This window comes from Wolbachia endosymbiont of Ctenocephalides felis wCfeJ (assembly GCF_012277315.1).
In the GTDB taxonomy this organism is placed as follows: Bacteria; Pseudomonadota; Alphaproteobacteria; order Rickettsiales; family Anaplasmataceae; genus Wolbachia.
In genome coordinates, this window is the sequence record NZ_CP051157.1 from 994,411 (window position 1) to 1,010,005 (window position 15,595).

Below are 15,595 nucleotides of genomic sequence, written 5' to 3' on the forward strand. Positions count from 1 at the left end.
AAAATAGTTTTTACGTTTCTGCTGTTCTTTCATAGCTAAAATAAGTCAATAGAGCAAAAAATAACGCTAGCAAATAGAGAAAATAGATAAGAAATTGAATAAGAAAACATTTTTTTCTGTGAGCTGTGGTTCTTAAGTTTAATAATAGATATAGCATACCAAATAAAAACGCAACCCTCAAGGATTGCCATACTTAAGTAAAGTAAAGCCTTTTTCAAAAATAGTGCTGGAATTAAGCTGGTTAATACCAGCAACACACTGTAAATTAATATATGTTTTCTTGTTTTCTCTGGACCATGAACAACATTAAACATTGGAATCGACGCTTTCGCATAGTCATCAGACTTGTTTAAAGATAGGGCCCAAAAGTGCGGTGGAGTCCACATGAAAATTATTAAGAATAGGATAAAGCTTTCCCAACTTACAGAGTTAGTTACAACTGCCCAACCAATCATTGGAGGAAAAGCGCCTGATGCACCGCCGATAACGATATTTTGTGGAGTGCGTCTCTTAAGCCAAATTGTATATATGAAGACGTAAAATAATATGCTAATTGCAAGCAGAACAGCAGAAATGTAGTTCACTGCTATTGCCATGATAAATACTGACAATATTCCAAGGGTTATACCAAATTCAAGTGCACTTGCCGCAGAGACTCTACCCGATGGTATAGGACGATTCTTTGTCCTTTTCATGAGCAGATCTATGTCTCTATCGTACCACATATTTATTGCACCTGCAGATCCCGAGCCAAGAGCAATACATACGAGAGATACCAGCGCAAGAAAGGGATGTATACTACCTGGTGCAGCAACCATTCCAGCAACTGCAGTAAATACTACAAGGTACATTATTCTTGGCTTCAGCAAATGCCAAAAGTCCAGTATTGTTGATTCAACATTTAACAAGGCACTTGTATACATTCTATTTGATCACCGGCGGTTTTTCGAAAGTGTGAAAAGGTGGTGGCGAAGATATTGTCCACTCTAAGGTATCACCTCCCCAAGGATTATTTCCAGCTTTCTTGCCCCATTTAAAAAGGTGGATAACTATGAACACAAAAAGCATAACTGAAATGAAGGACATGTATGAACCAATTGAAGATACATAATTCCAAGGAATGAATGCATCAGGATAATCAGGTATACGTCTTGGCATACCAGCTAATCCTAGGAAATGCTGAGGTAAAAAAGTGATATTGGTACTAATAAAAGTAAGCCAAAAATGTATTTTTCCCAGGCATTCATTATATTGCCTACCTGACATTTTACCTATCCAATAATAAAAACCAGCAAAAGCTCCAAATATTGCAGCAAGCGACATAACATAGTGAAAGTGAGCAACAACATAGTAAGTGTCGTGCAAAAGCCTATCTATTCCACCTTGAGACAGAATTATTCCAGTTATGCCACCACCAACAAACATGAAAATAAAACCTAGTGCAAATAACATAGGGGTTTTAAGTTCAATCGCTCCACCCCACATAGTTGCAATCCAGCTAAAGACTTTGACACCAGTTATAACACCAATGAAAATTGTGCTAGTGCTAAAAAATATGGCAGCATCTTCACTAAGCCCAACAGTAAACATGTGATGAGCCCAAACCATAAAGCCAAATACTGCTATACCTATCATTGCATAAACCATACCCATATAACCAAATACTGGTCTATGAGAAAAAGTTGACACGACCTGGCTTATGATGCCAAATGCAGGAAAAATAATGACGTAAACTTCTGGATGACCAAAAAACCAAAACAGATGTTGAAATAATACAGGATCACCACCACCAGCGGGATCGAAAAAGGAAGTGCCAATATTGCGATCAGTAAGCAGCATAGTTATAGCACCAGCAAGCACTGGCAAAGCTACAATTAGCATGAACGCCGTTAGTAAAACAGACCAAACAAATAGTGGCATCTTGGTTAATGACATGCCTTTTGCACGCATATTGAATATGGTGACTATAAAATTGATTGCTCCAACAATTGTTGACATACCAGCAATATGGAGTGCAAATATAGCGAGGTCAACTCCTGCACCTGGGTGGGACATAATTTGCGACAGAGGTGGATATAAAGTCCATCCTGTTCCAGGACCTTCACCAGCAAATACTGAGAGAACAAGCAAAATAAAAGATGATACTAACAACCAAAAACTCAAATTATTCATACGAGGAAATGCCATATCTGGTGCGCCAATCATAAGAGGTACAAACCAATTACCAAATCCTCCCATTAAGGCTGGCATGATCATAAAAAACACCATTATTACAGCATGCCCCGTAACCATTACGTTATATAACTGGTAGTTATTATTAAGTATATTAATGTGCATTAGCTGAGTGCGAATGACTATTGATAACAATCCACCAATGATTCCAGCTAATATGGAAAAAATAATGTACAGTGTCCCTATGTCTTTATGATTAGTAGAAAATAGCCAACGTCTTATACCTTTTGGTACGTCACTCATATCTATACTCCAAATTTAACTCACTCATTTTTTATTTTCGATCCACTTGTTGAAATCTTCTTTACTTACTGCCTCAACAACAATTGGCATAAATCCATGACCTTGACCACACAATTCATAACATTGCCCATAGTAAGTACCAGGGTTTTTAACATTAAACCACGCTTCGTTTAATCTGCCAGGTATTGCATCAATTTTTACACCGAAAGCTGGTATTCCCCAACTGTGTATTACATCTCCTGCAGTAACCTGTAAACGAATATTAGTACCGATAGGTAAAACAACGTTATTGTCAACAGAAAGTAACTTCAAATCTTTTGCGGTAAAGTCATCTATTCCTTTAATATAACTATCGAACGACACACCCTGATATTCTGGGTATTGATAGCTCCAATACCACTGGTGGCCAATAACTTTTAGTGTGATGTCAGCCTTTGGTACTTTTTCTTGCAGTTTTATTAATTGAGCATTCTTAAAAGCCAATATACCAACAATAATTGTTGGTATAACAAACCAGACAATTTCTAAAAGTATATTATGATTTGTTTTACTTACATTCTTCACTTTGCTCTTACGAAAGCGAAATACTATATAAGCGAGCAGCGCCCATACGAGAAGCATTATTGCAGTCATCACACTCATTACAAACGAATGTGACTTAACTACAACCTCCATTATCTCAGTTGCAGGTGTAGGAAATCCAAATTGCCAAGAAGCAGGAGCAGAAGCAACTGAGATATTCGAGTAAAACATTATCAATAATGCAAATAACGTCACCATATTTGTTTGCTGTAAAACTAACTGTATAATAGTATACATAAGTGTGCTATGCAACAGAGATTAGTGGTGTTTAATAATTTTTTAGCATTCAATAAGTATAATGGTACAGTACTAATTTGAGGGAGAAAGTGTTTACATAGATCTATTTTAAGTTAAAATATTATAATATTTTAAGTTGAGTGTTTACTTTAAGTAAATTCTATAATAAGTTTAATAGTGTCTGTTACTGCTAATAACCCTCTAGCCTCACACCTAAAAGCAGTAACAGACACTATTAAACTTTATGTCTATTTGTTCATAAATAAAAACCTACTTTATATTATATTGTAAACTATACTTTATTAACTAACTTTTAATACTCATGGCAGCATATAAGGTTTGTATATTATAGAAAATAATTAATGTAAGACCTCCTGCATTATAGTAAGAAATTTTTAGGAGAGACGCATCTTAACTTGAGCAAGTAGCTATCTTTCTATAAAAGACCTATCAACTGTTGCAATTATAGGTGTAAACAGGAATGATAAGAGAGTGCGAGATTGAGTAACTATGTATACCTCTGCTGGCATACCAGGATATAAATATACATTTTTAAACTGAGCAAGCTCCGGCTTTGGTATCACTACACGTACTGAATAATAACGTCCTAATCTTGGATCATCAAGAGCATCAGGAGAAATATGGCTTACGATACCGTTAATTAAACTTAAACGACGTGCACTGTAAGCATTCAGTCTTACTTTAACTTTTAATCCTTTTAATCCGTCAATAGAGACTATATTGCTATCTTTTTTTTGTGCCGATATTATCTCCTCTATATTTCTAGTGTGAATTTTAGCGTCTATTATTAAATCATCATTCGATGGTACTACGCTCATAATTGGCACTCCAGATTGTATAACGCCACCTTCTGTATGGTACCTTATATCTGTAACTATTCCATCTTGGGGTGATCTAATTACTGTGCGCGCTAATGCATCTTCTGCAACCATAAACCTCTCCCTTAAGTCAGCAATAGATGTACTGATTTCCTTAAGTTCAGTGTTTGCTCTTTCTTGAGCATCATTCTGCACATTTATAATTTCTAACTCATTTTCTCCAATCTTTTGTTGTACTTGAGATATTGCAGCACGGTAATGACCGACTCTACCTTCAATATCAGCAAACTGTTTTTCTAAAGCCAAGATGTGAGGCTTGCCTATGTGGCCACTATTAAGAAGCTGCCTTTTTGTTTCTAATTCCTCAGCTATTAAGTCATATTGTTTGAGAACTGCATCCAATTGAGAATTCAGCCCCACTAACTCGTCATTTAGCTGCTTTATACGCTGTTGGAGTATGTCAGTCTTTCCTAATATACTCTTGCGCTGAGAATCAAATAGTTTTATCTGATTTCTCATTACTTTATTTGCAACCTCACTGTTAGATACTTTTTTGACTTCGTCAGGAAACTCAATTTTATCCAAGCCTGCCCTGATAGCAATAAGTCTTGCTTCAGTTGCCAAAAGTGACAAGAGCTTTTCTTTGATTATACTTAAATTCGCCTTCTCATTAACATCATTTAACAAAACTAAAGGTTCATCTTTTTTAACTGCTTGGCCCTCTTTGACCAAAATTTTGCTTATTATTCCTCCACCCAGATGTTGAACTATTTTCCTGTTTGAAGATACAATAACTTCTCCACTGGCATGCACTGCCCCATCAATTGGAGCTATAGCTGACCAAATACCACCTATTCCAAAAAAAATGAGTATTACTATCAGGCCAAAAAATAGTGGTCCCCATGTTACTCTCAGGACCTCATTTACGTTATTACCTTCGCGTTTTAAAATAAAGCTTGTCACTGCATCAATTAATGCAAATGTTTTATCTAAAAACTTCGGATACTTTTTCTTTTTTGCTCCTTTCATGTTTATATTATCACTATGACCAAGTAGACCTGTCAAAGAAAATCCAGAGCTAAGTTTTTTTAACTTACTTATCATACATTACTGTGAATTGCGTTGGCATTAAGATAACATACAAAAACAAGGAATCTATGGTTTAAGCATCTATATTAAGATTGTGGAACATCAGAATAAACCATTTAGTAACAATTTTGCTATATCTTGACCTGACTTAAGTTCTTAGTGGGTATGAAAACTGCCCATATTACGAAAAAATCTATTGCCAACCAGACAATGTTCTGTTAGTAATCAGAAAAATTAGGTTATTATGTTTCAATTAGAAGGCAGGAAATTCTTAGTTACTGGAGCTTCAGGCGGAATCGGTCAAGCAATTGTAAAGATTATGTACGCAGCCGGAGCGACTTTATGCATTTCTGGCACAAAAAAAGAGGCTCTTGAAGAAATTGCTAAACAGCATGAAAAGAACGTGTATGCACTTCCTTGTAACTTGTCAGATGCTGAGGAAGTAAGTCAGCTAGTAAATAGAGCAAGTGAGTTAATGGAGGGCTTTGACGGGCTTATATGCAATGCAGGCATTACGCAAGATAGTTTACTGCTGAGAATGGTAGATGAAGCATGGCAGAAAGTGATTGATATTAACTTGAGCTCCACATTTAAGCTAAATAGAGAAGCGTGCAGAAAACTAATTAAGAATAACTGGGGGAGGATTATAAATGTTTCCTCAATAGTAGCGTTAACAGGAAATGCTGGGCAAGCAAATTATGCAGCATCAAAAGCTGGAGTAATAGCTATGAGCAAATCTATAGCAAAAGAAGTTGCAAGTCGCAATATAACCGTAAATTGTATTGCTCCTGGGTTTATAGATACTAAAATGACTGGAGTTTTAGCTGAAGAGCAAAAGAAAAAAATATTAGATAATATTCCAATGAAAAGAATGGGAACAGTGGAAGAAGTAGCAACAGGTGTCTTGTTTTTAGCGAGCGATGAGGCAAAGTATATCACAGGTCATGTGCTGAATATTAATGGCGGTTTGTTCATGCAGTGACACCTTATTTGTAGACAAGCTATAAATTTTACTTTAAAATGTATATATGTAAAATAAATTTTATCACTCTAGTTTATTATTGAGGCAAGAAAATGAGCTCTATAATAAGAAAATTTTTTAACGTTTTGTATGTGGTGTTACTTTTCTCGTGTTGCCCAATTGCTTCTGAAGCTAGCAGTGGAATGGACAGTACGACCGAAGTAATATGCAATATTATTGGGTACATTTGGGGGATAGGTGGTCCACTTATGACCGTAGTAATAATCGGTGCATCCTTACTTGCAATATTTGGCAGAATGCCTTGGCCAGCTCTCTTCGCTTTAGGTATGTTTTGCGGCGTATTTTTTGGTGCCAAGACGATTATAATGAATATTATGCCTAAGAGCCTTGAGGTAGAAGAGATGTTGAAAAGCTGTGGGACAAAGAAACCATAAAAAAGCAGCATGCTAAAGTGCTTTTTGTCATCCATTGAATTGCTTCATGTCTTCAATTTGTAGCAAGTAAGGGCTATCTTTTGGTAAAGTCTCAATAGCTAGCTCAGCATACTTTATAAATTGTTTTAAATTACCTTCAATACAAGCCTTTTTTGTTAAAGCAAAATAGTGCATTGCCGTATCAGCATTATATTTATATGCGATACTTAAATACTTCCAGACGAAAGCACTATTTGGTTCTATACTTGCGGTTTGTTCTAGGTAGAAAATTGCTTTTTTTACATCGCCACACAACAATAGAGTATGGGATAATGCAAGTTTTACTAAATAGCTGTTTTTCTCAGGTAAATACTTTAGTGATTCTTCATACATTTTTATTGCTTCGTTTAGATTCCCAATCTTATATAGCATTTCTGCTTTTAGTTCATATAGATATGGATCATCGCGTGATTTTTGAACTAATGAATCAATTGTAGTAATGGCTTCTTCCATTTTCCCTTGCCTATAGCGGACTATAGCATTTACATACTCAGAATTATCTTCATATTTATTAGATAACACGTGGATAGGGGAAAAGAAAGAATCTAGCTTAGTAACCATACGCTTAAACTTTAGTAATTTATCCGCAAGAATCGGTTTTACATTGTTCTTAACTTTATAATTCCGTACAGCAAGTATGCGCTTATCGCTAAGCGGGTGAGTGCGGAAATACCTTTCAGCATTTTCGTGTTCAATACTCTTAAAGTAGCTGAAGACCTCTTTCATACCTGAATTATCATAACCAGATTCATCCAGGTACCTCAAAGCATAGCTATCTGCTACACTCTCTTGCTCTTGAGAATAGTTAAAAAACAGCCTGGAGCTGAGCGCTACACCACTTAGCAAAATTGCACTAGCAACCTGGGGATCAATGATAATAGTAGAAACCAGTCCTACCACATAACTAATCATTGCTATAGAGTGAAAATAGCCAACAGCACCACTCATCTGTAATACATGGCCAGCAGATATATGAGCAATCTCATGTGCTAGTATACCAAGTAGAACGTAAGGTTCTGTTGAATATTGCAAAAGTCCCAAGTGAATGAAAATGCTATTATTATCAATTACAAAAGCATTGATTGAATTATCATTAATTATGAAAACTTTTATTCGTTCACCATCAATACCTGCAGCAGAAAATAAGGGATGTGCCAGTTCTTTCACCACTGTTTCCACTTCACTATCTCTAATAATGTTAACAGAATAAGCGCTATTACAATATATAAAAAAAAGTAACAAGGTAAAAAACTTAATAATTTTAGACATGGAAATTACGTGCTTGTATAATTTTTAGGAATTTTACATTTTAACACCTAAATTATACGAATTTATAAACGCTAGCTTAACTTTTTAACGTAGCTAATAAGTCTATCGATAGTAGTTAACTTAATCTTATGTTGTTCAGCAAATTTAAGTAACTGAGGCAAGCGCATCATAGAGCCATCATCGTTAACTAGCTCACACCCTACAGCAGCGTGATTAAAGCCGACCAGCTTTGCTACTTCAACACCCGCTTCAGTATGACCATTGCGTGCTAAAACCCCACCATCGTTTGCAATGATAGGAAAAACATGACCGGGAGTGATAATATCATCCTTAGTACTCTTTTCGTCAATAGCAGTAAGTATCGTACGCGTTCTATCATTAGCAGAAACACCTGTTGTAATACCATAGCGTGCATCAATTGATGTAGTAAATGCAGTGTGGGGAGTAAGCTTTTCGTCCACATTGCTTCTTCTCATAAACTCAAGACCTAGTCTACTCATATGAAGTTTTGTCATAGCTAAAAATACAATGCCAGTGCCATACCTAACCATAAAAGTTATGTGTTTTGGCTCTAATTTTTCAGCTAAGACAATCAAATCACCTTCATTTTCTCTATTTTCGTCATCAACTAAAATGAACAATTTACCAGATCGAGCATCCTCTAGTACATCTTCTACAGGAGAAATACCAGATAGATTCATTGGTGCACAATTGACCTGTACCATAATTTATTTAAATTCAATCTTAACTATTTTATACAATTTCTCTCCATTTGGTACCACTACTTCTACATATTCGCCAACTTTTTTGCCAATCAAAGCACTACCTAAAGGTGAGCTAGTAGATATCAACTGTTTTGAAACATCAGCTTCGTATTCACCTACAATTTTATAAACATATTCTATTTCACTACCATCATCATTTAACATGCTTAATGTTACGGTTGCACCAAACAATACTGAGTCACCAGACAAATTTTTCACTTCTATTACTTCTGCATGCGAAAGCTTATTCTCTAGCTCCATTATACGGCCCTCAATAAAGCCTAATCTTTCTCGTGCAGCATGATATTCCGCATTTTCGGACAAATCACCGTGGTCACGAGCATCAGAAATGGCTTGTATAACAGAAGGTTTTTCTTCCTTTAGTTTCTCAAGCTCGGCTTGCATATATTCAAAACCTTCCTTTGTTATAGGAAATTTCTTAACAACGGATGAAGTCATAATTACTACCTAAACGCAATTAAATTGAGTAACAAAATTACTCACGATATTAAAAATATCGTTCTTTATACCATCATCCATACTATTTGACAACTTTTTTAAAACTTCAGGATATGCATTATGAAGATAATTGATGAGATCATGTTCGAATTTACTGACGTTGCTTATTTGTATCTTACTTAATTGATCATACAGATTAGAAAAGATGTACATCAGCACCACCTGCTCTTCTATTGGTATAGGTGAATGCTGTCTTTGCTTTAATAACTCAACAAGGTATTTACCCTTATTTAAGGATAGTTGAACACTAGCATCAAGATCAGAACCAAACTTTGCAAAGTCTTCCAATTCTCTATACTGAGCTAAACTCAGCTTTATGGAGCCAGCAACTTTTTTCACAGACTTTAGCTGTGCAGCAGAACCAACCCGCGAAACTGACAAACCTATATTCACCGCAGGGCGAAATCCTTTGTGAAATAATTCAGACTCAAGAAAGATTTGTCCATCAGTAATTGAAATTACATTAGTTGGAACATATGCAGATACATCACCGGCCTGAGTTTCAATGATCGGCAAAGCAGTCAAAGACCCCTGCCCTTTTTCATCAGACATTTTAGCAGCTCTTTCAAGTAACCGAGAATGTACATAGAATATATCCCCAGGATAAGCTTCACGGCCAGGAGGACGTCTCAGCAATAAGGACATTTGCCTGTATGCTACAGCGTGCTTAGATAGATCATCGTATACCACCAAGCAATGCATTCCATTATCACGAAAAAATTCTCCAATAGTGCAACCAGCATAAGGCGCTAAAAATTGCATAGGTGCGCAGTCAGATGCGCTAGCCACAACTACAGTTGTATACTCTAATGCTCCACTTTCTTTTAACTTGTTTACTACTTTTGCCACCGTTGAAATTTTTTGTCCAATAGCAACATAAACGCAGTAAACTTTTTGATTTTCGTCCACCTCGTCATTAATCTTCTTTTGATTGATGATAGTATCGAGGGCAATGGTAGTTTTCCCAATTTGTCTATCGCCAATAATTAATTCACGTTGTCCTCTTCCTATTGGAATTAGTAAATCTATAATCTTAATACCGGTCTGCAAAGGTTCATGTACAGATTTGCGATCAATAATACCTGGTGCTTTAGATTCTATATCCATCTTGTTTTTGGCTCTAATTTCTCCACCGTTGTCTATAGGGTGGCCCAGTGCATTTACAACTCTTCCCAGTAATTCATGTCCTACAGGCACCTGTACAACATCACCACTGCATCTTACAATTTCCCCTTCTTTTACGTCACGATCATTACCAAGCACCACTATTCCAGCTATATCATGATCTAAATCAAGAACTATGCCTTCTACACCACTTGCAAAAAATACTTTTTCACCGAATTTTGCTTTTGCGAGCCCGTAAACCAGTGCAATACCATCGGTTACTGAAATCACTTCACCTATGTTTTCTCTCTTTATAGGATTATCAAATGCCTCAACCTTTTCCCGTATTATGTTTACTACCTCAGAAGCATTTATACCGCTTTTCATACACAATTCCCTATTTTCAACATTTCTATTCTACTTAAACCAACTAACTTATTTAAGTAGCTCTTCAGCGAAGCATCAATCAAATTAAAACCATACTTCACCACAAAACCACCTATTATAGTAGGGTCAATTACGTTATTTACTTTTATTATTTTACCAAGAAAGCTCAAAGATTCAGCAATTATTTTTATATCTGACTCCTTTAAAGTCTCTGCTGATTTTATAGTGATTTCTAACTCATTTTTATTTTCTTTCACAAAATTTAAGAATTTTTCTAATATAGGAATTAATAAATCAAAACGTCTGTTTACAGATACAACCATAATAAATTTTACTAAGTTTTCACTCAAGTCTCTATTTATCGAAAGTATCACTTCCTTTTTATGTGCAAGAGAAATCGTAGGATGGGATAAGTATATGAGAATATCACGTTGACCCTTAAAAAAAGCCAGTAAAAATTCTACTTCTTTTCTTATAGCATCCAGTTTGTCTTCTGAGACATAAAACAGCGCCCTGGCATAAGATGAAATTAAATTATTGTATTGGGTCCTTTTCATATTACATTACCTACATATAGCTAACGTCAGCAGCTTAATCACATAATCTAGCCTAAAAAAGCCTAGACCTTAGCAAGTCTTGTTGCATGGCAACCAACAACTTATAGTTACTGATAAAATTCATTGTAAAACAGCCATTTAACTATTAAAGAAAAACGTGCCAGAGAATGAGAGCCAGTAATTTAAGATAATTGTAACAGATTTCTTATAGCAAGGGAAATACTTTTCATTCATATTTGCCTTTTATCAACTTGGAAAAGTATATCATCATGATGCCACTGAGTAGCCCAATGATGTCATCCGATCATTCAATTCCAGCACACCATTTTTATAGTATACATTATTTTCGATTTTGCGTAAAAATGAAAATAAGGCTTATCTATTTGCGTGGATGAACATAAAAAATCTCTTATTTTCGATTTTGCGTAAAAGTGAAAATAAGGCTTAGTAGCTGACATTGGGATCCACTCTTTTTTTTCTAGATTCCAGCGTCACGCGCTGGAATGACAGGTTGAGATGTTATCCGAGTAGCCCCTTCTTCTGCCATCCCAGCGCCACTTAATAATGTCATCCCAGTGCCCCGACACTGGGATCCACTTTTTTTACTGGATTCCAGCGTCACGCGCTGGAATGACACCCGTTGATGAAAATAAGAAACCTCTTATTTTCGATTCTGTACAAAAATGAAAATAAGACTTAATTTTCGATTCTGTATAAAAATGAAAATAAGGCTTTATCTATTTGCGTGGATGAAAATAAAAAACCTCTTATTTTCGATTTTGTATAAAAATGAAAATAAGGCTGGATTCCAGCGTCACGCGCTGGAATGACACCTTTCGATGAACATAAAAAATCTCTTATTTTTAATTCTGTATAAAAATGAAAATAAGGCTTACCTTATCTGCGCTGCTAAAAGCTATGCAAAAGTCTATTTTTAGTTCACATAAGCAGCATTTTGTATCTGCTGCAATGACTTTACTTCCAGCTTGCTATTCTTTAAATATTGAATTGCAAGCACTAGCGCTTTGCTACCAGAAGCTGTGGTACTGTAAGCTATATTTTGCGAAATAGCAGTTCTGCGAATATCCTTGCTGTCTGAGACTGATTTGACACCTTTTGAGGTATTAATTATTAGATTTATTTTTCCGTCTTTGAGTATATCAACTATATGAGGTCTGCCTTCTCTCACCTTATTTACAGGTCTTGCAACGATACCATTATTGTTCAGATATGAAGCTGTGCCTTTGGTAGCATATATCTCAAAACCCAATTCTTTCAACATTCGTGCAACGGGCAGTATATACTCTTTATCATCATCTTTTACCGAAATCAGAGCTTTTCCTTCTGTTGGCAGCTTATATCCTGCAGCCATATGCGCTTTTGCAAGTGCAGCTTCGAAAGACGAGTCAATTCCCATCACCTCTCCCGTTGACTTCATTTCAGGACCAAGTAGAGTGTCAACTCCTGAAAAACGGGTAAATGGAAAAACAGCAGCTTTGACTGCAAAATGATCAAAAGATTTTTTTTCTTGGTCTAATTTTTTGCCTAAAATCACCTGAGTAGCAAGCTTTGCAATAGGAACATTGATTACTTTGGAAATAAAAGGAACCGTACGGCTGGCCCTTAAGTTTACCTCAAGTATATATATGTCATTTTCTTGAATGGCAAATTGAATGTTTATCAGGCCTTTGACCTTTAATTCAAGAGCTACTCTTTCAGTTTGTAGCTTGATCTCTTGTATGATTTCATCAGTTAATGTATTTGTCGGTATTGAGCACGTTGAATCGCCAGAATGGATACCAGCTTCTTCAATATGCTCCATAATCGCCGCAATGAAGACCTTTTCTCCATCGCATACAGCGTCAATGTCAATCTCAACTGCATTCACCAAGAACTTATCAAGCAGCAACGACCCATGTTCAAAAATTTTAGTTCGACCAAGTACATATTCTTTAAAACTCTCAATATCGTACTTAATCGACATGGATTGACCACCCAAAACATAAGATGGCCTAACTACTAATGGAAACCCTACTCTCTCTGCATTGGTTAACGCTTCTTCCACTGAATGACAGATAGAATTTTCAGGTTGTTTTAAATTAAGTTGCAAAGCAAGGTTTTTAAATCTCATACGATCTTCAGCAAGATCTATAGAATCAAAAGATGTGCCAAGGATATTAAAACCTCTTTCATTTAGCACTTTGGCTAACTTTAAAGGTGTTTGACCACCTATTTGAACTATGACACCCATTAGTGTGCCATTCTCCTGCTCTTTATTTAATATTTCAAGTACATCCTCTGCAGTTAGCGGAGCAAAATACAAACGATCAGCAGTATCATAATCAGTTGAAACAGTTTCAGGATTACAATTAACTATTATTGTTTCACATCCCATCTCTTTAGCAGCAGAAGCTGCATGCACGCATGCGTAGTCAAACTCGATACCCTGACCAATACGATTTGGTCCACTACCTAAAATGACAACCTTCTTTCGGTCAGAAACGTTTGCTTCGCACTCTGCCTTATTTATAACGTCTCCCTCATAACAGCCGTACATATAGGCAGTGCTTGATTCAAACTCAGCCGCACAAGTGTCTACGCGTTTGTAAACTGGATGGATGTCAAATTTTTTCCTTATTGCTTCAATTTGCTCTGGTGTCATTCCAGTGCGTGACACTGGAATCCACCTATTTTTTTCTTGGATCTCAACTGGAGTGACAGAGGTAGATCCATTACTTAGCTTTGCCAGCCTCGCATCCGAAAACCCCATCTTTTTTAGTTCTAATATCTCGTGTGCAGTCTCAGGCAAACCAGTTTCTTTAATTTTCTGTTCCGCTAAGATAATTTGCTGTATATTTTGCAAAAACCACAAATCGTACCCTGTAATCGAATTTATTTCTTCTATACTTATGCCATGACGCATCGCGTCAGCAGCAACCAGCAATCTATTTGGTAACAGTTTTGCTAATTGGGATTTTATATGATCAACATCTGTGCCTTCAGAAAACACTTCATCAAGTCCCGTGAGACCAGTTTCAAGTGAACGAAAAGCTTTTTGTAGTGATTCATTAAAAGTGCGGCCTATAGACATCACTTCTCCTACTGATTTCATAGAAGTTGACAATTCACAATCCGTCCCCTTAAATTTTTCGAACTCAAAACGAGGAATCTTAGTTACTATATAATCAACCACTGGTTCAAATGCAGCAGGTATAATTGGAGCACAATCGTTGCGTATCTCATCAAGTGAATAGCCAACAGCAAGCTTAGTTGCAACTTTTGCTATAGGATAGCCAGTTGCTTTTGAGGCAAGCGCGGAAGAGCGAGAAACCCTTGGATTCATTTCAATTACAACGAGGCTGCCATCTTCTTTAGGATTGACTGCAAATTGAACATTTGCACCACCTGCGCTAACATCAATTTCTCTCAGCACTGCTATAGATGCATTTCTCATTTGTTGGTACTCTGCATCACGTAGAGTTAAGGCAGGAGCAACAGTAATGCTATCACCTGTATGAACTCCCATGGGATCAACATTCTCTATTGAACAGACCACTATACAGTTATCTTCACAGTCACGAATGACTTCCATCTCATATTCCTTCCAACCGATAATTGATTCATCTATCTGAACTTCACTTATCGGTGAAATTTTCAGTGCATTCCCTGCAATGTTGAAAAATTCCTCCTTATTGTATGCTATACCACTGCCTGCACCACCAAGAGTAAATGATGAACGGATGATTGCGGGTAATCCAACATAATCTAGAGCTTCCTTTATTTGCCTGTGATTTTTTATAATGATACTTTTAGGATATTTTAGTCCTATCTTATCCATAGACTGGCGAAATAATTCTCTATCTTCCGCTTTTTTTATTGCCTCTCTATTTACGCCAATTAGCTTTACATTATATGTATCCAATACCCCATCATCTGCAAGCTTCATTGCACAGTTTAGAGCAGTTTGTCCACCCATCGTTGGCAATATCGCATCTGGCTTCTCTTTGATTATGATTTTTTCTATGATTTCAGGTAGTATAGGTTCAATATAAGTTGCATCAGAAAATTCGGGATCTGTCATTATAGTTGCAGGATTGGAATTTACCAGAATGACTTTATAACCTTCGCTTTTTAATACCTTACAACTTTGAGTTCCTGAATAATCAAACTCACATGCCTGGCCTATAATTATTGGACCTGCTCCTATTACTAATATAGATTCCATATCTGTACGTTTTGGCATAATTATAATGACGATCTCTATTTAGGTAATGTTACCAATCTTTCCTGTATATGTGAATTTTTATTAGACTTATGA

General features: G+C 36.2%; 14 protein-coding genes. 2 read left to right on the forward strand and 12 right to left on the reverse strand.

Translation table 11 applies throughout. The features are described 5' to 3' along the window. Nucleotides 1-35: 35 nt before the first annotated feature. The 4 genes from HF196_RS04760 to HF196_RS04775 form a co-directional block, all read right to left on the reverse strand. Nucleotides 36-923: a heme o synthase gene (locus HF196_RS04760; protein WP_168456040.1), complete on the reverse strand. Its 888-nt coding sequence runs from the start codon at nt 921-923 to the stop codon at nt 36-38. 1 nt (nt 924) lies between these two features. Beyond that, nucleotides 925-2,475 (reverse strand): cytochrome c oxidase subunit I, encoded by a 1,551-nt coding sequence (ctaD, locus tag HF196_RS04765; RefSeq protein ID WP_168456041.1) that lies wholly within the window; start codon nt 2,473-2,475, stop codon nt 925-927. 24 nt (nt 2,476-2,499) lie between these two features. Next, nucleotides 2,500-3,255 (reverse strand): cytochrome c oxidase subunit II, encoded by a 756-nt coding sequence (gene coxB, locus HF196_RS04770; protein ID WP_168456300.1) that lies wholly within the window; start codon nt 3,253-3,255, stop codon nt 2,500-2,502. A 467-nt stretch (nt 3,256-3,722) separates the two neighbouring features. Beyond that, nucleotides 3,723-5,237 (reverse strand): HlyD family type I secretion periplasmic adaptor subunit, encoded by a 1,515-nt coding sequence (locus HF196_RS04775; protein ID WP_174855518.1) that lies wholly within the window; start codon nt 5,235-5,237, stop codon nt 3,723-3,725. Between the two features lie 229 nt (nt 5,238-5,466). On the opposite strand from HF196_RS04775, the gene fabG reads away from it, so the two are divergent. Further along, the gene (gene fabG, locus HF196_RS04780; RefSeq protein ID WP_168456042.1) at nt 5,467-6,204 is read left to right on the forward strand and encodes a 3-oxoacyl-[acyl-carrier-protein] reductase; all 738 of its coding nucleotides are present in this window, start codon (nt 5,467-5,469) and stop codon (nt 6,202-6,204) included. Between the two features lie 92 nt (nt 6,205-6,296). Beyond that, on the forward strand, nt 6,297-6,638 hold the full coding sequence (locus tag HF196_RS04785; protein ID WP_168456043.1) for a TrbC/VirB2 family protein: 342 nt from the start codon (nt 6,297-6,299) through the stop codon (nt 6,636-6,638). A gap of 27 nt (nt 6,639-6,665) precedes the next feature. Here HF196_RS04785 and HF196_RS04790 read toward each other — a convergent pair whose 3' ends face one another. The 8 genes from HF196_RS04790 to carB all read right to left on the reverse strand — a co-directional run bounded on the left by HF196_RS04790 (nt 6,666) and on the right by carB (nt 15,520). Then, nucleotides 6,666-7,937 carry a M48 family metalloprotease gene (locus HF196_RS04790; RefSeq protein ID WP_369799952.1) on the reverse strand — a complete coding sequence of 424 codons (1,272 nt, stop codon included), beginning with the start codon at nt 7,935-7,937 and terminating at the stop codon, nt 6,666-6,668. Between the two features lie 80 nt (nt 7,938-8,017). After that, nucleotides 8,018-8,671, reverse strand: coding sequence for a 3,4-dihydroxy-2-butanone-4-phosphate synthase (gene ribB, locus HF196_RS04795; RefSeq protein ID WP_168456045.1), 654 nt, complete (start codon nt 8,669-8,671; stop codon nt 8,018-8,020). 3 nt (nt 8,672-8,674) lie between these two features. Continuing rightward, nucleotides 8,675-9,169, reverse strand: a complete 495-nt coding sequence (gene greA / locus HF196_RS04800) for a transcription elongation factor GreA (protein WP_168456046.1) — start codon at nt 9,167-9,169, stop codon at nt 8,675-8,677. A gap of 9 nt (nt 9,170-9,178) precedes the next feature. Further along, on the reverse strand, nt 9,179-10,720 hold the full coding sequence (atpA, locus tag HF196_RS04805; protein WP_168456047.1) for a F0F1 ATP synthase subunit alpha: 1,542 nt from the start codon (nt 10,718-10,720) through the stop codon (nt 9,179-9,181). Further along, nucleotides 10,717-11,277, reverse strand: coding sequence for an ATP synthase F1 subunit delta (atpH, locus tag HF196_RS04810; protein ID WP_168456048.1), 561 nt, complete (start codon nt 11,275-11,277; stop codon nt 10,717-10,719). The genes atpA and atpH overlap by 4 nt, the downstream gene beginning before the upstream one ends. Nucleotides 11,278-11,585: 308 nt before the next feature. Then, nucleotides 11,586-11,735 carry a hypothetical protein gene (locus HF196_RS04815; protein WP_168456049.1) on the reverse strand — a complete coding sequence of 50 codons (150 nt, stop codon included), beginning with the start codon at nt 11,733-11,735 and terminating at the stop codon, nt 11,586-11,588. A 20-nt stretch (nt 11,736-11,755) separates the two neighbouring features. Then, entirely contained in the window at nt 11,756-11,914 is a 159-nt protein-coding gene (locus HF196_RS04820) for a hypothetical protein (RefSeq protein WP_168456050.1), read from the reverse strand. A 297-nt stretch (nt 11,915-12,211) separates the two neighbouring features. Next, on the reverse strand, nt 12,212-15,520 hold the full coding sequence (gene carB / locus HF196_RS04825) for a carbamoyl-phosphate synthase large subunit (protein ID WP_168456051.1): 3,309 nt from the start codon (nt 15,518-15,520) through the stop codon (nt 12,212-12,214). Nucleotides 15,521-15,595: the final 75 nt, after the last annotated feature.